An 18,753-nucleotide genomic window follows, 5' to 3' on the forward strand; every position below is an offset into this window, starting at 1 on the left:
AAAATCGGACCTGTTGGGAATAAGGCCCCTCGCCACGCGTTCTTGCCAAATCCGCCAAACTGTCCCGCTGCGATGGGACATGGCCGATATGGAGGAGATGAGGATGAGCGAGACCGACCAGAAGCGACGAACGCTGCTGCGGCTGGCGCTGTTCGCCTTGCCGATGGCGATCGCCGGCTCGGCTCTGACCGCGACCGCGGCGCGGGCCGACGACGATGACGACGACGATGATCGCCGGCGCCGTCACCGGTATCGCCGCCGCTACTATGATGATGGCTATCGGCGGCGGTGGCGCGATGACGACTACCATTCCCGGCGTCGCAGGCGCCGGCGCGACGACGATGACGACGATTGATCGTCGCGGCTGAGCCGTCAGCTCAAGCCGCCCGAACCGGCTCGCTGTCCTCGCTGCGGCTGACCTCGACCCATTGGTTGAGGCACTGGCACAGGCTGCCGCTGGTCAGGAAGGCGATGTCGGCGGCGTCGCGCCCGGCCGCGATGCGGACCATGCCCTCGATCGGCGCCAGCCGGGTCGGGTCGACCAGCCACCAACGCCCGTCGAGGAAGACCTCGAACACGGCGTGGAAATCCGGCGGATCTAGATCGGCGGCATAGGCGCTGACAGCCCGCGCCGGCAGGTTCAGGGCTCGGCAAAGCGCGATGCCGAGATGGCTGAAGTCACGGCAGACGCCGGCTCGGTCGATGAAGGTCTGCTCGGCCGTGGTCTGCGCATTGCTGACGCCGTGCACGTAGTCGACATGCTCCTGCAGCCAGTCGACGACAGCGAGAACCTTGGCGCCGCCGGCCTCGATGTCACTGAACTCGCGCTGGGCGAAGCGCATCAGATTGTCGGAGGGGCAGAAGCGGCTCGGCAGCAGATAAGGCAGTACTTCGGCCGGCAACTCGGCCCAGGCATGCTGGCGGGCATCGGCATGAAGCTGGCGGCGCGCGCCGTTGTCGATCGTGCCCTGATACTGGATCGAGACCTGGCCCGACAACGACGCCCGAAAGCGGCGCATGCCGGTCTCGGAATCCAGGTCTCGGATCAGCTCGGCGGGTTGGTCGATCAGCAACTGCTCCGAGAGGATGGTCTGATCCGGGGACCGTGCCGGCTCGATCGCGACGATCACCGGCGTTTCATGGTCGAAGCGATAGACGAGGGTGGCGACGACCTTCAGCTTCACATCCAGCTCCTTGCGGGCGTTGACGCGCGTCAACGTGGTGGGGTGCAGAATGTTCCGCGATTCCCGCGACAGCAGCGCGACGGTGTCGTCAGCGCTTGGTCAGGAACGCCATGAAAGCGGCCTGTGCCTCCGCCGATTTCAGTCGTTCGCCGAAATGGCGCGCCTCGGTCCCGATTGTCTCGGCCACGGCGGCGGCGCTGCCGCGCTTGAGCAGGGACTTGGTCAGCGCGACCGATTGCGGCGGCAGGGCCGCCAGCGCCTTGGCCTTGTCGAGCGCCGCAGCGAGCGCGCCACCTTCCTCGGTGACGGCGTTGATCAGACCGGCCTCCTGCGCGATCTCGGGTCCGAAAGGCTCGCCCAGCATCAGCAATTCGGCAGCGCGCTTGCTACCGGCGATCAGCGGCAGGAGATAGCTCGACCCGCCTTCCGGGCAGAGGCCGAGGCTGACGAAGGGCATGCGGAAGCTGGCGCCGCGCCCGGCAAAAGCGAGATCGCAGTGTAGCAGCATGGTGGTGCCGATGCCGACGGCGAAGCCTTCTGCCGCCGCGATGAGCGGCTTCTTCGCCGTCGAGATCGCGGTCAGGAAGTCGATGGCGATCTCGGCGCCGACGCCTGTGGCCGCGGCCGCTGCGAAGTCCTTGATGTCGTTGCCGCTGGTGAAGCAGCCGCCGGCGCCGGTGAGCACGACGGCGCGCACCGAGGCGTCGGCGTCAGCGGCGGCAAGCGCGTCGATCAGACCCTGATAGGTGGCGCGATCGAGCGCGTTGCGCCGATCGGGCCGGTTCATGGTGATCTGCCTGACGCCCTCGGCCGGGGTCTCGCTCAGAACGGTCTTCGTCATGCAAACCTTCTCATCGTCTCTCCCGCTCGAGGCGGCGGGAGACGATGGGGGAGGGGATTGCGCCGGTCAAGGAAGCCCGGCAGGTTCTGCGTCGTTGCAGTGCAACCGGCATTATTTTAAGTTTCAAATAATCAGGGCGTGATGGCCGCGCCGAGAAGACAGGGTGGAGACCGCATGCCTACAGTCGCATTGACCCGTCACGGAGATGTGGCGGTCGCGAGCCTCGACAATCCGCCGGTCAACGCCCTGAGCGCCGCGCTGCGTGCCGACCTGTTGCAGGCGCTCGCTCAGGCTATGGCCGATGCCGATGTCGTTGCGCTGGTCATTGCCGCCAAGGGCAGGGCCTTCATCGCCGGCGCCGACATCAGCGAATTCGGCAAGCCTCCGGCGCCGCCGATCCTGCCCGACCTGCTGGCCGCGATCGAGAACGCGCCCAAACCGGTCGTCGCGGCGATCGAGGGCGTCGCACTCGGCGGCGGGCTCGAGGTCGCGCTCGCGTGTCATGGCCGCGTCGCCAGCCAGGCCGCGAAGCTCGGCCTGCCGGAGATCAAGCTCGGGCTGATCCCGGGCGCCGGCGGCACGCAGCGCCTGCCGCGCCTGATCGGGGCCGCCGCCGCCTTCCCGATGATGCTCTCGGGCGAGCCGATCCCGGCGCAGAAGGCCCTGGCGCTCGGGCTGGTCGATAAGCTCGTCGAGAGCGATGCCGTCGGGGCAGCGATCGCACTGGCGCAGGAGCTGGCGGGCAAGGGCGCGCCCACGAGGACCGGCGAGCGCAGCGACAAGCTGACGCCGGCCGAGCAAGAGGCTTTCGAGGCGCTTGCCAAGGATGCGCTGGCGAAGTCGGGCGAGATGCCGAATGTCGCAGCCCTGGTCGAGGCGGTGCGCGCGGCGCTGACGTTGCCGCTGGCGGAGGGGCTTGCGACCGAGCGGGCGCTGTTCGTGAAGCTCCTCGGCGACGAGCGCTCCAAGGCGCTGCGCTATGTCTTCTTCGCCGAGCGCGAGGCGGCGAAGGTTCCCGGCATCGACGAAAGCGTCAAGCCGCGTCCGATCGCGCGCGCCGCCGTGATCGGCGCCGGCACCATGGGCGGCGGCATCGCGATGTGCTTCGCCAATGCCGGCATCCCGGTGACGCTGATCGAGACCACGCAGGAGCAGATCGACAAGGGCCATGCCCGGGTGCGCGACACCTATGGCTTCTCGGTCAAGCGCGGCTCGATGACCGAGGCGGTGCGCGAGCAGCGCATGGCGCTGATCACGCCTGCGGTCGGATTAGCAGCCGCTGCGGAAGCGGACATCGTGATCGAGGCTGCCTTCGAGGAGATGGGCGTCAAGCGCGAGATATTCGGGGCGCTCGACACAATCGCCAAGCCGGGTGCGATCCTCGCCAGCAACACCTCCTATCTCGACGTCACCGAGATCGCTGCCGTGACGAGCCGGCCGGCGGACGTGCTCGGCCTGCATTTCTTCAGCCCGGCCAATGTGATGAAGCTGCTGGAGATCGTTCGTCCGGCTGGCGTGGCTGAGGATGTGGTCGCGACCGCTATCGGCCTCGGGCGCAAGCTCGGCAAGGTGCCGGTCGTGGTCGGCAACTGCTTCGGCTTCGTCGGCAACCGCATGCTTGAGGCGCGCACCCGCGCCGCCGAGCGCCTGCTCGTCGCCGGCGCCCTGCCGCACGAGGTCGATGCGGCGCTGACCGGCTTCGGCTTCAAGATGGGGCCGTTCGCCATGTCCGACCTTGCCGGCAACGACATCAGCTGGCGCAGCCGCAAGGCACGCGGCAAGAGCGCGGCAGTGGCCGATGCGATCTGCGAGCGCGGCTGGTTCGGCCAGAAGACCGGGCGCGGCTATTACCGTTATCCAGAGGGCGCGCGCGCCGGCGAGCGCGATCCGGAGGTCGAGGCGCTGATCGCCGAGGTCTCGGCGAGCAAGGGCGTGACGCGGCGCAGCTTCACGGCTGAGGAGATCCTGGCGCGGCTGCTCGATCCGATGGTCAACGAGGGCGCGCGCATCCTCGACGAGGGCATCGCGACCCGCGCCGGCGACATCGATACGGTCTGGCTCAACGGCTACAACTGGCCGGCCTGGCGCGGTGGGCCGATGCATTGGGCTGAAAGCGTCGGGCTCGGCACGATCGTCAAACGACTGGAGCAGCAGGCGGCAGAGAGCGGCGACGTCTCCCTCGAACCGGCGCCGCTGCTCCGCAAGCTCGCTGCCGAGGGCAAAGGCTTTTCTGCAACGAAAGCCACCTGAGAGCGACTATTCCAACCAGCTACCCAAGTACTGCCTGACAGGATGTGAAACGCCATGACCGAAGCCGTCATCGTCTCGACTGCCCGCACGCCGATCGGCAAGGCGCATCGCGGCGCCTTCAACCAGGTTCGCGGCGCCGACATGGCCGCCCATGCGATCAGGCACGCCATGGCGCGGGCCAAGCTCGAGCCGGAGGCAGTCGAGGAAGTGGTGATGGGCTGCGGCTATCCGGAAGCCGCGACCGGCGGCAATGTCGCCCGCCATGGCGCGCTCGTCGCCGGCATACCGGTGCAGTCGGCCGGCGTCACCGTCAGCCGCTTTTGCGCCTCGGGGCTGGAGGCGATCGCACATGCGGCGCGGCGGGTGGTGCTGGACGGGGTGCCGGTCGCGATCGGCGGCGGAGTCGAATCGATCTCGTTGGTGGCGCCGGTGGTGCGGCGCGACCTGACCGAGAACGACTGGCTCAAGGCCAACAAGCCGACGATCTATACGAGCATGATCGAGACGGCCGACATCGTCGCCGAGCGCTACGGCATCTCGCGCCAGGCCCAGGACGCGTTCTCGGTCGAGAGCCAGCGCCGCACCGCCGCGGCCCAGCAGCGCCAGCTCTTCGATAACGAGATCGTGCCGATGAGCGCGGTGATGGCCGTCACCGACAAGGCGACCGGCGAGACCCGTCAGGAAGAGGTCACGCTCAGCAAAGATGAGGGCAACCGGCCCGAAACGACGCTGGAGGGCCTCGCCAAGCTGAAACCCGTGCGCGGCGAAGACAAGTTCGTCACCGCGGGCAATGCCAGCCAGCTTTCCGACGGCGCCTCGGCCAGCGTGGTGATGTCGGCTGAGGAGGCCAGGCGCCGCGGTCTTACGCCGCTCGGCATCTTCCGCGGCTTCGCCTCGGCCGGCTGCGAGCCCGACGAGATGGGCATCGGCCCGGTCTTCGCGGTGCCGCGCCTGCTGGAGCGCAACGGTCTCATGGTCTCCGACATCGATCTGTGGGAGCTGAACGAGGCCTTCGCCTCGCAGTCGCTCTATTGCCGCGACAGGCTCGGCATCGATCCCGACAAGGTCAACGTCAATGGCGGCGCGATCGCGATCGGCCATCCCTTCGGCATGAGCGGGGCGCGGCTCGTCGGCCATGCCCTGCTGGAAGGGCGCCGACGCAAGGCGCGCTATGCCGTGGTCACCATGTGCGTCGCCGGCGGCATGGGCTGCGCCGGCCTCTTCGAGATCAATGGGTGAGCCTTCTCGTCATGGTCGGGCTTGTCCCGACCATCCGCGTCTTCCCCGAGGCAATGCGGTGTTCAAGACGTGGATGCTCGCCACGAGTGTGAGCACGACGGTGAGGTGATCAGCCCTCGGCGGCGAAGCCGAGCGGGATCGCCGTGGTCGATTTCAGCTCCTCCATGGCGAACATGGAGGTGACATCGCTGAGCTCGATCCGGGCGATCAGCTTCTTGTAGAGCGCGTCATAAGCGGCGATGTCGCAGACATAGGCCTTGAGCAGATAGTCGATGTCGCCGCTCATCCGGTAGAAGTCGACGATCTCCGGCAAATCGTGCACGGCGGCGTGGAAGCGCTCCAGCCACTCCATCGAATGGCGCGCCGTCTTCACCGCGATGAAGACGGTGACGCCGGCCCGGAGCTTGTCGCGGTCGAGCAGCGCGACGCGTTGCTTGATGTAGCCTGCTGCTTCCAGCTTCTGGATGCGCCGCCAGCACGGCGTCGTGGACAGCCCGACCGCATCGGCGATCTCGGCCAGCGGCTTGCTGGCATCCTCCTGCAACAGCGCGAGGATGCGCAGGTCGAAGGCGTCGAGTTTGAGCACGTGAGTCTTTCCGATCGGAATGGAATGTCACCCGCTATGCGTAAGTCGAATTTATCTTCTCACAATATGACATCGATTGGTATCAGTTTCTAAGTTTGTCTTTCCTTGAGTGGAGGATTGCAAACCATTGCCACTGTGCCCGGCCTATCATTCGCCTGTCATCAGATGCGATGGGAGATGAGTGACATGCAGGGCTTTCTCGGCGAGGAGCGGAGCGGCGCAGTGCTGAACGCCCTGCGCACCCATGAGGGCACCTGCTCGCGCGATTATCTCGCTGCGGCTCGCGCCGTCCTCAACGAGCTCGTCGCGATCCCCGACCTGATTCAGGCTCTGCCGCTGCAGCGCAAGGCGGGCGGCTATGCCCGCAACCTGCTGGCTGGCAATGATGCCGTCAGCGTCTGGGCGATGGTCTGGGGCGAAGGCTCGACCACCTGCATCCACGACCATCACTGCTCTTGCTGCTTCGGCATGGTTACCGGCGCCCTGACGGAAACCTGGTATCGCGCCATCGACGCCAGCCGCGCGGTGGCGACGCAGGAGTATGAGCGCCAGGCCGGCTATGTCGCCTGCATGCTGCCGACCGGGCCGAACATCCACCGCATGCAGAATCGCGGCGTTGGCGACGCGATCTCGATCCACATCTACGGCTACGACCACCATCTCCACGATTCCTCGGTCGAGACCGAGTATACCGCCGTGGCGGGCTGAAGGCCGCAGCGGCTAATCCAGCCAGCTGGTGAAGCCCTCGACCGGCTCGCGCTCGGGCACGAGCCGGTTCGCCGGCGCCTCTGGATCGGCCTTGCCGAGCGCGATGCCGCAGACCACGACCTCGCTCTGCGGGATGGCAAGCTCGCGTCGCACGACCCCGTGGAAGCTGGCGAAGATCGCCTGCGGGCAGGAATCGAGATCGTGGCCTTGCGCCGCGATCAGCAGAGTCTGGATGAAGCCGCCGAGATCGAGCCAGGAGCCGATCTCGAGATCGCGGTCGACCGTCAGCATCAGCGCGACCGGCGCACCGAAGAAGCGCAGGTTCGCCTCGGTTTGGCGGCGCATGCCGGCATGGTCGCCCTTGGCGACGCCGAGCAGGCCGTAGAGGTCCCAGCCGACTTTGCGACGACGCGAGAGATAGGGCTCGCGGAGGGTCGCAGGATAGTAGCGGTATTCCTCCTCGCGCGGGGAGGGATCGTCGAGCGCGGCGACCAGTGCCGTCTCCAGCCTGGCGCGCACCTTGGGCCCAAGCACCCGTAGCCGCCAGGGCTGCATGTTGGTGCCGCTCGGCGCCTGCGCCGCCAGCTCGATCAAGCGACGCACCAGCGCAGGATCGACCGGATCGGGCAGGAAGGCGCGCACGGCGCGGCGGCTGGCGATGGCCTTCTCGACCGCCTCAGCCGCCGCTGCGCTCATGCGCTGAGCGGCTGGCGCGCCGCCAGGAAGGCCTCATGCTCGCGGATCAGCCCGCCATCGAGCGCCTTGGCGATCAGCTTGCGGGTGTTGTCGAGGCCGTAGATCGCTGCGAAGGAGCCGAAGCGCGGGCCCTGGTCCTCGCCGAACATCACCTGGTAGATCGCCTTCCACCAGTCGCCAGAGACGCCCGGCCGTTCCGGCGTCGCGTTCTTGGCGCCGAGGTTCTGATAGCGCGGGATGGCCCGCGCCACGTCGAGCGCCGCATCCTGAACCGCTTCGGCGCTCGCTCCGGCCGGCAATGCGGCGAGCGCGGCGTCCAGCGCGGTGAAGGCGGCGCGCTCGGTCTCGTCGGCCGGGCGGTAATGCTTCGCCGGCTTCACGAAGTCTCTGAAGTAGGCGAGCGCGTAGCCGACGAGCGCATCGAGCCGCGGATGGCTCTCAGGCGAAATGCCGGGCGCATAGCGTTGCAGGAAGCCCCAGAGCACGGCCTTGTCCTCGGAATTCGCGACGGCGACGAGGTTCATCAGCAGCGAGAATGAGATCTGGGTGCGCACCGCATTGTCGCCCTCGCCGGTGGCGATCACCTCCGGCTGCGGCGGCGTGCCGGCATGGATATGCCAGACCGGGTTGCCGAGCCGGTTCTTCCAGTCCTGCCGGTCATAGCCGCCGAGGAACTGCAGATAGTCGTCGACGGCGCGCGGGATCACGTCGAAATGCAGCTTCTTGGCCTCGCGCGGGCGCGAGTACATGAACAGCGCCAGCGATTCCGGCGGGCCATAGCTCAGCCACTCCTCGATGGTCAGGCCGTTGCCCTTCGACTTCGAGATCTTCTGGCCCTGCTCGTCCAGGAAGAGCTCGTAGTTGAAGCCTTCCGGCGGCACACCGTCGATGGCGCGGGCGATCTGCGAGGAGACCTTGACGGAGTCGATCAGGTCCTTGCCGGCCATCTCGTAGTCGACGCCGAGCGCGACCCAGCGCATCGCCCAGTCCGGCTTCCATTGCAGCTTGGCATGGCCGCCGGTCACCGGCGTGGTGAAGCGCTCGCCGCTCTGCGGGTCGGTCCAGGTGATGGTGCCGGCCTCGACATCGCGCGCCTCGATCGGCACCTGCATGACGACCCGCGTCTTCGGATGGATCGGCAGGAAGGGCGAATAGGTCGCGGCGCGCTCCTCGCGCAGGGTCGCAAGCATGATCGACATGATCTTGTCGAAGCGGGCCAGCATCCTGAGCAGGGTCGCGTCGAACTCGCCGGCGCGATAGGCGTCGGTCGAGGACTTGAACTCGTAGTCGAAGCCGAACTGGTCGAGGAAGGCGCAGAGCCGGGCATTGTTGTGCCGGCCGAAGGAGTCATGCGTGCCGAACGGGTCCGGCACCTCGGTCAGCGGCTTGCCGAGATGCTGCGCCAGCAGCTCCTTGTTCGGGACATTGTCCGGCACCTTGCGCAGGCCGTCCATATCGTCCGAGAAAGCGATCAGCCGGGTCGGGACAGCGCCGTCGGTCAGCACCTGAAAGGCATGGCGCACCATCGAGGTGCGCGCGACCTCGCCGAAAGTGCCGATATGCGGCAGGCCCGACGGGCCATAGCCGGTCTCGAACACCACCTCCTGCTTGCCCGATTTCTGCAGCCGCGCGACGAGCTTCTTAGCTTCCTCGAACGGCCAGGCGGCCGAGACGCGGGCGGCTTCGATCAGCGCGGGTTCGAAAGCGGGCATTTTGGCGTCAGGTCTCGCAGGATAGGATAGGGAAGGGCGCGGTTTCGCAGATATGCGCGTGCGGCGCAACAACCGCGGCGCCATCTGCCGGCAAGATGGAAAACGCCTGCCTGAAAAAGCGGCAGACAACCCCGGTCGGTCGATTGACTCCGGATCGGGCCCCGCTAGCGTCGTCTTACAACATAAGCAGGGGTCGGCTCGATGGTTCGTAATGTGAAGTGGGGGATGTCCGGCTTGCAGCGGGCCGGCAAGGGTTTGGCGTGGGCGCTCAGCCACCGCGTCGCGCTCGCCGGCGCGGCTGCTTTGGCCCTGGGGGCAATGTCACCGGCGCAGGCGCAGACCGCGGTGAAGTTCACGCTCGACTGGGTCTTCCAGGGGCCGACCTCGCCATTCCTGGTGGCGCTGGAGAAGGGCTACTACAAGGCCGAAGGGCTCGACGTGACCATGGATCCGGGCCAGGGCTCGGCCGGCGCGGTCCAGCGCGTCGCCACCGGCGCCTATGATATCGGCTTCGCCGATGTGAACTCGCTGATCGAGTACAACGCCAAGAATGCCGGCAAGGAAATCCTCTGCGTCTTCATGGCCTATGACTTCCCGCCCTTCGGCGTGCACACGCTGAAGAAGACCGGGATCACCAAGCCGGCCGATCTCGCCGGTAAGAAGCTCGGCGCGCCGGTGTTCGACGCCTCGTTCCGGCTCTTTCCGGCCTTCGCCAAGAAGGTCGGCATCGACGCCAAGACTGTCAATCACGTCAACCTGACGCCGCAGCTGCGCGAGCAGTCGATGGTGCAGGGCACGGTCGACTTCATCAGCGGCCATTACTTCTCGTCGGTGCTCGACCTGAAGGCGCGCGGCGTGAAGCAGGAGGACATCGTCTCCTTCAACTACTCCGACTACAAGATGGACGTGTATGGGAACGGCATTATCGTTTCGCCGGCCTTCGCCGAGAAGCCGGAGGTGGTGAAGGGCTTCCTGCGCGCCACCGCCAAGGCCTGGAAGGAAGTCGCTGCCAATCCGGCCGTCGGCCTCGCCGCGGTGAAGAAGCGCGACCCGCTGATCGACGAGAAGCTGGAGGCCGAGCGCCTCGACCTGTCGCTGAAGATGAACGTGCTGACGCCGTTCGTGAAGGAGAACGGCATGGGCGATGTCGACCCGGCGCGCTTCGCTCGCTCGGTCACCGACGTCGCCGACGCCTTCGGCCTGCCGGCTGCCCCGGCGCCCGACAAGGTGTTCACCAACAAGTTCCTGCCGCCCAAGGCGGAGCGCATGGTCGCGCCGTGAGGCGTTGATCTCAGCCGTCATGGTCGGGCTTGACCCGACCATCTCCTGGAGATTCCTGGTCCTGAGATTTTCGGGACAAGCCCGAGAATGACGCCCTCCATGCCGGCTTCCACCGACACGCCTCTCGTCGAACTGCGCAAGGTCAGCCTCGCCTATGGCAGCGGGCCCTCGCGCATGCTGGCGCTGGAGGATGCGACGCTCGACATCGCTAAGGGCGAGTTTATCGCCGTGGTCGGCCCCTCCGGCTGCGGTAAGTCCACGCTGATGAAGCTGGTCACCGGGCTGCTGCCGCCGAGCGGTGGCGAGGTCCGCGTCCACGGCCAGCCGGTCAAGGGCCCGATCCGCGGCGTCGGCATGGCCTTCCAGGCGCCGACGCTGATGCCTTGGCGCACGACCCGCGACAACATCCTCCTGCCGCTCGAAGTGGTGGAGCCGCACAAGCGCCGCTTCCGGGCGAACAAGGGCGAATACGTCGAACGGGTGGAAAAGCTGCTCGCCTCGGTCGGCCTCGGCGGCTTCGGCGACAAGTTTCCCTGGCAGCTCTCGGGCGGCATGCAGCAGCGCTCGAGCCTGTGCCGGGCGCTGGTGCACGAGCCCGAGATCCTGATGCTCGACGAGCCCTTCGGCGCGCTCGACGCCTTCACCCGCGAGGAGCTCTGGGGCGTGATGCAGGCGCTCTGGCTGGAGAGGCGCTTCACTGCCGTTTTAGTGACGCACGACCTGCGCGAGGCGGTCTATCTCGCCGACACCGTCTATGTGATGAGCCGCCGGCCCGGACGGATCGTCAAGATCAGCAAGATCGAGCTGCCGCGCCCGCGCACGCTGGAGACGACCTTCACCGCCGAGTTCGTCGATATCGTCCACGACCTGCGCGAGCGCATCCATATGGAGCATGCCTGATGCGGCCCCGGCAGGACCACGACAATGAGTGATCGTCAGCGCGCTCTGCTGCTCGTCGCCATGCCCTGGCTCGCCATGGCAGGCCTGCTGCTGCTCTGGGAGATCGCCTGCATCGTCTTCGACGTGCCGGAGATCCTGGCGCCGCGGCCGACACGGATCTTCGAGGTGATGGTCCAGCGCTGGGACATCCTCTTGCGATACTGCCTGGAGACCTTGTGGACGACCGCGGTCGGCTTCGTGCTGGCGATCGGCTTCGGCGTGCTGCTCGGCCTTGCCGTCGGCGCCTCGCCCTTCGTCTATTCCGGGCTCTACCCGCTGCTGATCGCCTTCAACGCGGTGCCTAAGGTTGCGATCGTGCCGATCCTGATGATCTGGCTCGGCGTTGGCGCCTTGCCGGCGATCATCACCGCCTTCGTCATTTCCTTCTTCCCGATCGTGGTGAATGTCGCGACCGGCCTCGCCACGATCGAGCCTGAGATGCGCGACGTGATGCGTTCGCTCGGCGCCAGCCAGTGGGAGATCCTGACCAAGGTCGGCGTGCCCCGCGCCATGCCCTATCTCTTCGCCAGCCTGAAGGTCGCGGTGACGCTGGCCTTCATTGGCTCGGTGATCTCCGAGACGGTCGGCGGCAATCGCGGCATCGGCTTCCTGATGCTCTCGGCCGGCGCGCGCAACGACTCGGCCACGACCTTCGCCGGCCTCTTCGCCATCGCGATCATGGGCGTGCTGATGTACGCAGCCTGTGCCTTGGTGGAGAGGCGCATGACGCGCTGGGCGTTCAGGGGCGAGATCGTCAGCTGACAGGCGGTCAACCTCTCCCGTTATTGCGAGGAGCGAAAGCGACGCAGCAATCCGGGGGCCACAGAGCTCTACGCCTTTCTGGATTGCTTCGCTTTGCTCGCAATGACGATCGAAGTCGGAGCGCCCTCGCTAGTGACAGCGCGTCTGCGCAACAATATACAGTCAATCCATTCAGTGCTTCGCCACTCGACGGATCGCATCGATGGATTGGCTCCCCGACCTGACCCAGAGCAACAAGCCGCGCTATCTCGCCATCGCCGACCGCATCGCCGCCGACATCGCCGCGGGAGCGCTGTCGGCGGGGCACAGGCTGCCGCCGCAGCGTCGGCTGGCCGAGGCGCTTGCCGTCGACTTCACCACCGTGGCGCGCGGCTATGTCGAGGCGCAGCGGCGCGGTCTGGTCGAGTCGCGGGTTGGGCAGGGGACCTTCGTCAAGGCGATGCCGCCGAAAGCCGTGGCGTCGGGCCAAGCCTCCATCCCACGAGCGCCCGCGCCGGAGCTGGTCGACCTTTCGATGACCTTGCCGCCGGAGCCCGATGATCCGGCGCTGTTCGCTCGGTTGCGCCAAGGCCTGGCCGAGGTCGGCGAGCGGCTGGTCAGCCTGTTGCGCTATCAGCCGCTTGGCGGGGCGCCTGAAGACAAGGCTGCCGCCGGCTCGTGGCTCGGAAGGCGCGGCCTGACGCCGGCGCCCGAGCAGCTTTTCGTCGTGCCGGGCGCGAATGCGGCGCTGCTGGCGATCCTGAGCAGCCTGGCCAAGCCGGGCGATAGCGTGCTGTGCGAGGCGCTGACCTATCCCGGTATCCGCTCGATCTGTGCGCAGCTCGGCTTGTCCTTGACCGGCCTCGCGATGGATGGCGACGGCCTCGATCCCGCAGCCTTCGCCGAGGCCTGCCGGCGTCTGAAGCCGAAGGCGCTCTATCTCAATCCTGTCCTGCAGAACCCGACGACGATCACCATGCCGGAGCAGCGGCGCGAAGAGATCGTGGGCATCGCCCGCCGCCATGGCGTCGCGATCATCGAGGACGATGCCTATGGCTTCGTGCCGCCCGATGCGCCCGCGCCCTTCGCCGCGCTCGCGCCGGAGCTGACCTGGCACATTGCCGGGCTGTCGAAATGCCTCGGGGCCGGCCTGCGGCTCGCCTATGTGGTGGTGCCGGATCTCCGGTCCGGCTGGCCGTTCGCTGCGGCCTTGCGCGCCAGCAGCGTCATGGCCTCGCCGCTGACCTCAGCCCTTGCGACGCATTGGATCGAGGATGGTAGCGCCGATGCGCTGCTTGCCTTCGTCAGGGCGGAGACGGCGGCGCGGCAGAAGCTCGCGGCCGAGGTCCTGCCGGCGGGCTTGAGCCGCACTGATCCGCTCAGCTTCAATCTCTGGCTGGAGCTGCCACCGCCCTGGACCCGTGCCGCCTTCGTCGGTCAGATGCAGGCGACCGGGATCGGTATCGTCGCCAGCGATGCCTTCGCCGCGAAGGGGCCGGCGCCGGAAGCGGCCCGCATCTGCCTGGGCGGGCCGATCGGCCGCAAGGCGCTCGGCGACGCGCTCGCCTTCATGGCGCACGCACTGGAGCAGGCGCCAGAGGTGAGTGCTCGCGCGCTCTAGTTGGGGCAGAGCCGTTCCGGGTGCATAGCCTGCGACAGTGTTGCACGTCCGCCAATATTGACTGCAATCAATATCGACTTTATATAGCGGTCAATCTCCGGTGAATGCAGTCAATCACGATGCGTCACCGTCAGGAGGACGACATGGCACATCAGCATTGGCCGGCGCTGTCTCCGCTCAAGACCGGCCTGCGTGGCCGCTGCCCGCGCTGCGGTGAAGGCCAGCTCTTCGACGGCTTCCTGACGCTGAAGCCGCGCTGTGAGGCGTGCGGGCTGGATTACTCCTTCGCCGATCCGGCGGATGGCCCGGCCTTCTTCGTGATGATGTTCGTCTGCGTGCCGGCGGTCGCCTTCCCGCTCTGGCTGGAGCTGAGCTACAGCCCGCCGACCTGGGTGCATCTGGTCACGACGCTGCCGCTGGTGCTGCTGACCTGCATCCCACCCCTGCGGCCGCTCAAGGGCTGGCTCGTCGCTTCGCAGTTCTTCTACAAGGCCGAGGAGGGGCGGCTGGCGAAGCCGAGCCAGCCTGCCAAGGATGAGGCTCAGAACGGGCTGACCGGGAAGAACCGGATGAACAGCCTGGCATAGGTGCCGTCGTCCCAGAGGCCCTGCAGCGCGTAGTCGATCGCCCGCTTCAGCGCGAGATCGTCCTTGCGCAGCAGGAAGCCGACGCCCTCGCCGAAATAGCGGGCTTCGAGATAGGGCCCTCCGGCAAAGGCGAATTCGCTGCCGCCGCGCCCGGCGATGGTCAGCGCCAGCGCGACCCCATCTCCAAAGACATATTCGGCGTCGCCGCTGCGCAGCAGCGCCAGCGCCGCCTGCAGGTCTGGCGCGGCACGGCGCTGGATGAAGGGCGCGAGGCGTTCGAGGAAGGCCTCGTGCGCCGTGCCCGCGATCACGGCGACGCGCGTGCCGCGCAGGCCGACCAGTTCGATATCGGCGCGGGCATTGCCGCGCGTCGTCAGCAGCCGGGCTGGCGAGCGATGGTAGATCTGGCTCGCGGCGAAACGTGAGCGCAGCTCGCTGGTGACAGGAATCGCGGCGGCGAGCACGTCGCCGCGCCCCTCGGCGAGGGAATCCAGCAAGGTGTCGAAGCGGCGCGCCTGGATGGTGCAGCTCAGCACCAGCTTTTCGCAGACGGCGCGGGCGAGCTCGACGGAAAAGCCGGTGACGCCGCCTTCCGGCGTGGCGAAATGCATTGGCGGGAAATCGTCGTCGGTCAGGAAGCGGATCACCCGCGGCGGACCGGGATCGGGCCGCTCGACCCGGACGTTCGGATCCCAGTAGTTCGGCACGACGTAAGGTGAGGCCGGCTGCGCCTGGGCCTTCGCAGCGCCTGAGGGCAGGAGCAGCAGCGCGGCGAGGGCGCTCGTGGCCAGGGCGTTGGCGAAGCGGGCGAACATCGCCTGTATCTGGCGTCAGGGTGGGGTAGGGATCAAGGGGGTAAGCCCCAAACGCGGGTCGTCCCGGGCGACCGAAGGGAGACCCGGGACCCATGCCTGAACCTCAATCGGATAGGCTCAGGCATAGGTCCCGGATCAGCGCGGCTTTGCCGCTTGTCCGGGACGACTTCGCAGGACGAGGAGGCGGTTATTACCCCAGCGCCGCAGCCGTCGCCTTGGCGCCCTTCTGGAACAGGTTGTCGAGATGCCCCGCCACGGCCTGCGTGAAGCGTTGCTCGCGCGGCAGGTCCTCGCCGAAGATCGCGCCGATGCCGAACAGGGCGGTGCTCAGCGCCACCGCGTCGCGGCCGAGCGCCTTGGCGCGCAACGCGAATTCACCGGCGAGCGGATCGCGCACGTCGATTTCAGCGCCCGTCTCGTCGATGCCGGTGACATAGGACATCCAGGCGGCGACGCCGAGGGCAAGGTGATCGATCGGCGCGCCGGCCTTCAGCCGCTCGCGGATGGTGCCGAGCAGGCGCTGCGGCAGCTTCTGGGAGCCGTCCATGGCGATCTGCCAGGTGCGATGCCTGATCGCCGGGTTCTGGAAGCGGGCGAGCAGGTCGCCGGCATAGGTCTTGAGATCGACGCCCTGCGGGGCCGGAACGGTCGGAATGATCTCGGTCCAGAGCCCCTGCAGGAAGCGGGCGAAGACCGGATCGCCGCTCGCCGCCGCCACCGTCTCATGGCCGGCGAGATAGCCGAGATAGGCCAGGCTCGAATGCGCGCCGTTGAGCATGCGCAGCTTCATGAACTCGAAGGGCGCGACCTCGGAAACCATCTGCGCACCGACCGCATCCCAGCGCGGCCGGCCGGCTGCGAAGACGTCCTCCACCGCCCATTGCCGGAACGGCTCGCCGATCACCGGGGCGGCGTCGTCGAGGCCGAGCAGGCCAGCGACCTCGGCGATGTCGGCCTCGGTCGTCGCCGGCACGATCCGGTCGACCATGGTCGAGGGGAAGGCGCCGTTGGCTTCGATCCAGGCGGCGAGCTTGTCGTCGCGCAGAGCGGCGAAGTCCCTGATGAGACCGGCCAGGACATGGCCGTTGGACGGGAGGTTGTCGCAGCAGAGCGCAGTGAACGGGCCAAGGCCCGATGCCTTGCGGGCGGCGAGACCTGCGACGATCAGGCCGACAGCCGAGCGCGGCGCAGCGAGATTGGCGAGGTCGTGGACGATGTCGGGGTGGTTGGCCTTGAGCTTGCCGGTCGCCGGGTCGTGGCAATAGCCCTTCTCGGTGACCGTGAGCGAGACGATCTTCGTCTCGGGCCCGGCGAGCTTCGCGACGAGCGCCTGCGGGTTCTCGGGCGCGACCAGCACATCGAGTACCGAACCGATCACGCGCAATTCCGGGCCGGCCGGGGCGCGCTTCAGGAAGGTGTAGAGCCCGTCCTGCGGTTTCAGCCGGTCGCGCTGATCGGGCCGCTGCAGGCTGGCGCCGATAATGCCCCAGGCGCCGAACTCCCGCTCCAGCGCGTCGTCGGTGAACTCGCACATATGGGCGCGGGTGAAGGCGCCGAGGCCGAGATGGACGATGCCGGGCTGGAGCTTGCTGCGGTCATAGCCCGGCCGCCTTACGGCGGCTGGGAGGTTGGCGAGCGTGGCGGAGGACAGACGGGTCAATGGAACAGCCTCGGCAGCCAGAGGGAGATGCCGGGGACATAGGTCACGAGCAGGAGCACGGCAACCGAGGCACCGTAGAACGGCCAGATCGTGCGCATGGACTCGCCGATCGAGATGCGCCCGATGGCGCAGGCGACGAACTGCACCGAGCCGACCGGCGGGGTGTTGAGGCCGATGCCGGCATTGAGGATCAGGATCACGCCGAAATGGATCGGGTCGACGCCGAAGGCCTTGACCACCGGCAGGAAGATCGGCGTGCAGATGATGATCATCGGCGCCATGTCCATGAAGGTGCCGAGCACCAGCAGGATGATGTTGATCATCAGCAGGATGACGAGCGGGCTGTCGGACACCGCCTTCATCGCCGCGATCGTCGCCTGCGGCACCTGCAGGAAGGCCATCAGCCAGCCGAAGGAGCCGGCGGCGCCGATCACCAGCAGCACCATGGCGGTGGTGCGGACCGCGCCGAGCGTCGCCTCGACGAAGGCCGTCCAGGTGAGCTGGCGATAGACCAGGATGGTGACGAGGATGGCGTAGACGACGGCGACGCAGGAGGATTCGGTCGCGGTGAAGACGCCCGAGCGCACGCCGCCGAAAATGATGCCGATCAAGAGGATGCCGGGCAAAGCGAGCACGACATAGCGGCCGACCGCGGCGAAGCCCGGAAAGGCCTCGCGCGGATAGCCGCGCCTTACCGCGACCGCCCAGGCGGCAACCATCAAGGCGGCGCAGAGCAGCAGGCCGGGCACGACGCCGGCGGTGAAGAGATCGGCGATCGAGAGATTGCCGCCCGCCGAGAGCGAATAGATGATCATGTTGTGCGAGGGCGGGATCAGGAGCGCGATGATCGCCGCGTTCGCGGTGACGTTGACGGCGTAGTCGGCGTCGTAGCCGCGCTTCTTCATCTGCGGGATCATCAAGCCGCCAACGGCGGAGGCGTCGGCGACGGCCGAGCCGGAGATGCCGCCGAAGAGCGTGCAGGTGACGACATTGACCTGACCGAGGCCGCCGCGCAGATGGCCGACCAGGCTCGCCGCCATCTGGATCAGGCGCTCGGCGATGCCGCCGCGGATCATCAAATCGCCGGCATAGATGAAGAACGGGATCGCCATCATGGCGAAGGCGTTCATGCCGGAGTTCATCTGCTGGAAGACGACGACCGGCGGCAGGCCCATATAGATCACGGTCGCGACCGAGGCGATGCCGAGGCAGAAGGCAACGGGCACGCCGATCAGCAGAAGCAGCGAGAAGGTGCCGAAGAGAACCCAGAGTTCCACGATCAGACCTCCTGCTCGGAGCCGAAATGGCCGAAGCCGAGCGGGGCCTGTTTCTCGCCGGTGACGAAGAGCAGCATCTTCTCGAGCGCAAACAGGGCGATCAGCGCGCCGCCGGCGGCGATCGGGACATAGTCCCAGCCACGCGAGATGCCGATGATCGGCATGCGGTCGCTCCAGGTCCCGGCGGCGAGCTGTGTGCCATAGACCAGCATGGCGAGGCCGAAGGCGCAGACCAGGCCTTCTCCGATCAGGATCAGCGCGGCACGCACCGGCGGCGGCGACATGGCGAGGCCGACCTCGAAGCCGAGATGGTCGCTCTCGCGCACGCCGACGGCGGCGCCGAGCAGGATGAACCAGGACATCAGGAAGAGAGAGCCGGCCTCGACCCAGATCGGCGTGTCGTTGAGGACATAGCGGCCGAACACCCCCCAGGCGACCATCACCGTCATCAGCACGAGGCCGGCGCCGGCGGCGAACAGGGCGTAGAGGCTGAGCTTGGCGCCGAGGCGCGTTAGAAGCGCGGTAAAGGCGTGCATGGGTTCTGTCCCGGCGCTGTCGATATGTGCGGGTCATCCCGGGCGGAGCGAAGCGAAGACCCGGGACCCATGCCGGAACG

At 67.4% G+C, this 18,753-nt stretch carries 18 protein-coding genes; 9 read left to right on the forward strand and 9 right to left on the reverse strand.

The features are described 5' to 3' along the window. Positions 1-103 precede the first annotated feature (103 nt). The gene (locus ACFPOB_RS17500) at positions 104-355 is read left to right on the forward strand and encodes a hypothetical protein (RefSeq protein ID WP_377799686.1); all 252 of its coding nucleotides are present in this window, start codon (positions 104-106) and stop codon (positions 353-355) included. A 22-nt stretch (positions 356-377) separates the two neighbouring features. On the opposite strand, the gene ACFPOB_RS17505 is transcribed toward ACFPOB_RS17500, so the two are convergent. Both ACFPOB_RS17505 and ACFPOB_RS17510 read right to left on the reverse strand, forming a co-directional pair. Next, complete coding sequence (locus tag ACFPOB_RS17505; protein ID WP_377799687.1) at positions 378-1,184, reverse strand: transglutaminase-like domain-containing protein; 807 nt, start codon at positions 1,182-1,184, stop codon at positions 378-380. Positions 1,185-1,272: 88 nt separating this feature from the next. After that, positions 1,273-2,025 (reverse strand): enoyl-CoA hydratase-related protein, encoded by a 753-nt coding sequence (locus ACFPOB_RS17510; RefSeq protein ID WP_377799688.1) that lies wholly within the window; start codon positions 2,023-2,025, stop codon positions 1,273-1,275. 174 nt (positions 2,026-2,199) lie between these two features. On the opposite strand from ACFPOB_RS17510, the gene ACFPOB_RS17515 reads away from it, so the two are divergent. After that, a complete protein-coding gene (locus ACFPOB_RS17515; protein WP_377799689.1) occupies positions 2,200-4,275 on the forward strand; it encodes a 3-hydroxyacyl-CoA dehydrogenase NAD-binding domain-containing protein in 2,076 nt (691 codons plus the stop codon). Positions 4,276-4,329: 54 nt separating this feature from the next. Further along, positions 4,330-5,514, forward strand: a complete 1,185-nt coding sequence (locus ACFPOB_RS17520; protein WP_377799690.1) for an acetyl-CoA C-acyltransferase — start codon at positions 4,330-4,332, stop codon at positions 5,512-5,514. Positions 5,515-5,623: 109 nt separating this feature from the next. On the opposite strand, the gene ACFPOB_RS17525 is transcribed toward ACFPOB_RS17520, so the two are convergent. After that, positions 5,624-6,100, reverse strand: a complete 477-nt coding sequence (locus ACFPOB_RS17525; protein ID WP_377799691.1) for an Lrp/AsnC family transcriptional regulator — start codon at positions 6,098-6,100, stop codon at positions 5,624-5,626. Between the two features lie 186 nt (positions 6,101-6,286). Here ACFPOB_RS17525 and ACFPOB_RS17530 point away from each other — a divergent pair, with 186 nt between their 5' ends. After that, on the forward strand, positions 6,287-6,808 hold the full coding sequence (locus tag ACFPOB_RS17530) for a cysteine dioxygenase (protein ID WP_377799692.1): 522 nt from the start codon (positions 6,287-6,289) through the stop codon (positions 6,806-6,808). 12 nt (positions 6,809-6,820) lie between these two features. On the opposite strand, the gene ACFPOB_RS17535 is transcribed toward ACFPOB_RS17530, so the two are convergent. Continuing rightward, positions 6,821-7,504, reverse strand: coding sequence for a nitroreductase (locus ACFPOB_RS17535; protein ID WP_377799693.1), 684 nt, complete (start codon positions 7,502-7,504; stop codon positions 6,821-6,823). Continuing rightward, on the reverse strand, positions 7,501-9,216 hold the full coding sequence (locus ACFPOB_RS17540; RefSeq protein WP_377799694.1) for a lysine--tRNA ligase: 1,716 nt from the start codon (positions 9,214-9,216) through the stop codon (positions 7,501-7,503). The genes ACFPOB_RS17535 and ACFPOB_RS17540 overlap by 4 nt, the downstream gene beginning before the upstream one ends. A 225-nt stretch (positions 9,217-9,441) precedes the next feature. On the opposite strand from ACFPOB_RS17540, the gene ACFPOB_RS17545 reads away from it, so the two are divergent. From ACFPOB_RS17545 to ACFPOB_RS17565, 5 genes are all read left to right on the forward strand, one after another. Further along, the gene (locus tag ACFPOB_RS17545; protein WP_377799695.1) at positions 9,442-10,497 is read left to right on the forward strand and encodes an ABC transporter substrate-binding protein; all 1,056 of its coding nucleotides are present in this window, start codon (positions 9,442-9,444) and stop codon (positions 10,495-10,497) included. A 99-nt stretch (positions 10,498-10,596) separates the two neighbouring features. Then, positions 10,597-11,397 carry an ABC transporter ATP-binding protein gene (locus tag ACFPOB_RS17550; RefSeq protein WP_377799696.1) on the forward strand — a complete coding sequence of 267 codons (801 nt, stop codon included), beginning with the start codon at positions 10,597-10,599 and terminating at the stop codon, positions 11,395-11,397. A gap of 24 nt (positions 11,398-11,421) precedes the next feature. Then, entirely contained in the window at positions 11,422-12,198 is a 777-nt protein-coding gene (locus ACFPOB_RS17555; protein ID WP_092162754.1) for an ABC transporter permease, read from the forward strand. A 202-nt stretch (positions 12,199-12,400) separates the two neighbouring features. Beyond that, the gene (locus ACFPOB_RS17560; protein ID WP_377799697.1) at positions 12,401-13,798 is read left to right on the forward strand and encodes an aminotransferase-like domain-containing protein; all 1,398 of its coding nucleotides are present in this window, start codon (positions 12,401-12,403) and stop codon (positions 13,796-13,798) included. Between the two features lie 143 nt (positions 13,799-13,941). After that, complete coding sequence (locus ACFPOB_RS17565) at positions 13,942-14,385, forward strand: DUF983 domain-containing protein (RefSeq protein ID WP_377799698.1); 444 nt, start codon at positions 13,942-13,944, stop codon at positions 14,383-14,385. Here ACFPOB_RS17565 and ACFPOB_RS17570 read toward each other — a convergent pair. From ACFPOB_RS17570 to ACFPOB_RS17585, 4 genes are all read right to left on the reverse strand, one after another. Further along, on the reverse strand, positions 14,340-15,200 hold the full coding sequence (locus tag ACFPOB_RS17570; protein WP_377799699.1) for a transporter substrate-binding domain-containing protein: 861 nt from the start codon (positions 15,198-15,200) through the stop codon (positions 14,340-14,342). The genes ACFPOB_RS17565 and ACFPOB_RS17570 overlap by 46 nt on opposite strands. Positions 15,201-15,390: 190 nt before the next feature. Further along, positions 15,391-16,860, reverse strand: coding sequence for a mannitol dehydrogenase family protein (locus ACFPOB_RS17575; RefSeq protein WP_377799700.1), 1,470 nt, complete (start codon positions 16,858-16,860; stop codon positions 15,391-15,393). Beyond that, positions 16,857-18,137: a TRAP transporter large permease gene (locus ACFPOB_RS17580; protein WP_377799701.1), complete on the reverse strand. Its 1,281-nt coding sequence runs from the start codon at positions 18,135-18,137 to the stop codon at positions 16,857-16,859. The genes ACFPOB_RS17575 and ACFPOB_RS17580 overlap by 4 nt, the downstream gene beginning before the upstream one ends. A 2-nt stretch (positions 18,138-18,139) precedes the next feature. Next, positions 18,140-18,673 (reverse strand): TRAP transporter small permease, encoded by a 534-nt coding sequence (locus ACFPOB_RS17585; RefSeq protein WP_377799702.1) that lies wholly within the window; start codon positions 18,671-18,673, stop codon positions 18,140-18,142. Positions 18,674-18,753 lie beyond the last annotated feature (80 nt).

The organism is Allobosea eneae, assembly GCF_042657265.1.
GTDB classification, from domain to species: Bacteria; Pseudomonadota; Alphaproteobacteria; order Rhizobiales; family Beijerinckiaceae; genus Allobosea; species Allobosea eneae.

Bases quoted from the DNA above. Each gene is read 5' to 3' on its own strand.
- ACFPOB_RS17500 (WP_377799686.1), top strand. From the start codon at position 104: ATGAGCGAGACCGACCAGAAGCGACGAACGCTGCTGCGGCTGGCGCTG.
- ACFPOB_RS17510 (WP_377799688.1), bottom strand. From the start codon at position 2,025: ATGACGAAGACCGTTCTGAGCGAGACCCCGGCCGAGGGCGTCAGGCAG.
- ACFPOB_RS17515 (WP_377799689.1), top strand. From the start codon at position 2,200: ATGCCTACAGTCGCATTGACCCGTCACGGAGATGTGGCGGTCGCGAGC.
- ACFPOB_RS17520 (WP_377799690.1), top strand. From the start codon at position 4,330: ATGACCGAAGCCGTCATCGTCTCGACTGCCCGCACGCCGATCGGCAAG.
- ACFPOB_RS17530 (WP_377799692.1), top strand. From the start codon at position 6,287: ATGCAGGGCTTTCTCGGCGAGGAGCGGAGCGGCGCAGTGCTGAACGCC.
- ACFPOB_RS17535 (WP_377799693.1), bottom strand. From the start codon at position 7,504: ATGAGCGCAGCGGCGGCTGAGGCGGTCGAGAAGGCCATCGCCAGCCGC.
- ACFPOB_RS17540 (WP_377799694.1), bottom strand. From the start codon at position 9,216: ATGCCCGCTTTCGAACCCGCGCTGATCGAAGCCGCCCGCGTCTCGGCC.
- ACFPOB_RS17545 (WP_377799695.1), top strand. From the start codon at position 9,442: ATGTCCGGCTTGCAGCGGGCCGGCAAGGGTTTGGCGTGGGCGCTCAGC.
- ACFPOB_RS17550 (WP_377799696.1), top strand. From the start codon at position 10,597: ATGCCGGCTTCCACCGACACGCCTCTCGTCGAACTGCGCAAGGTCAGC.
- ACFPOB_RS17555 (WP_092162754.1), top strand. From the start codon at position 11,422: ATGAGTGATCGTCAGCGCGCTCTGCTGCTCGTCGCCATGCCCTGGCTC.
- ACFPOB_RS17560 (WP_377799697.1), top strand. From the start codon at position 12,401: ATGGATTGGCTCCCCGACCTGACCCAGAGCAACAAGCCGCGCTATCTC.
- ACFPOB_RS17565 (WP_377799698.1), top strand. From the start codon at position 13,942: ATGGCACATCAGCATTGGCCGGCGCTGTCTCCGCTCAAGACCGGCCTG.
- ACFPOB_RS17570 (WP_377799699.1), bottom strand. From the start codon at position 15,200: ATGTTCGCCCGCTTCGCCAACGCCCTGGCCACGAGCGCCCTCGCCGCG.
- ACFPOB_RS17585 (WP_377799702.1), bottom strand. From the start codon at position 18,673: ATGCACGCCTTTACCGCGCTTCTAACGCGCCTCGGCGCCAAGCTCAGC.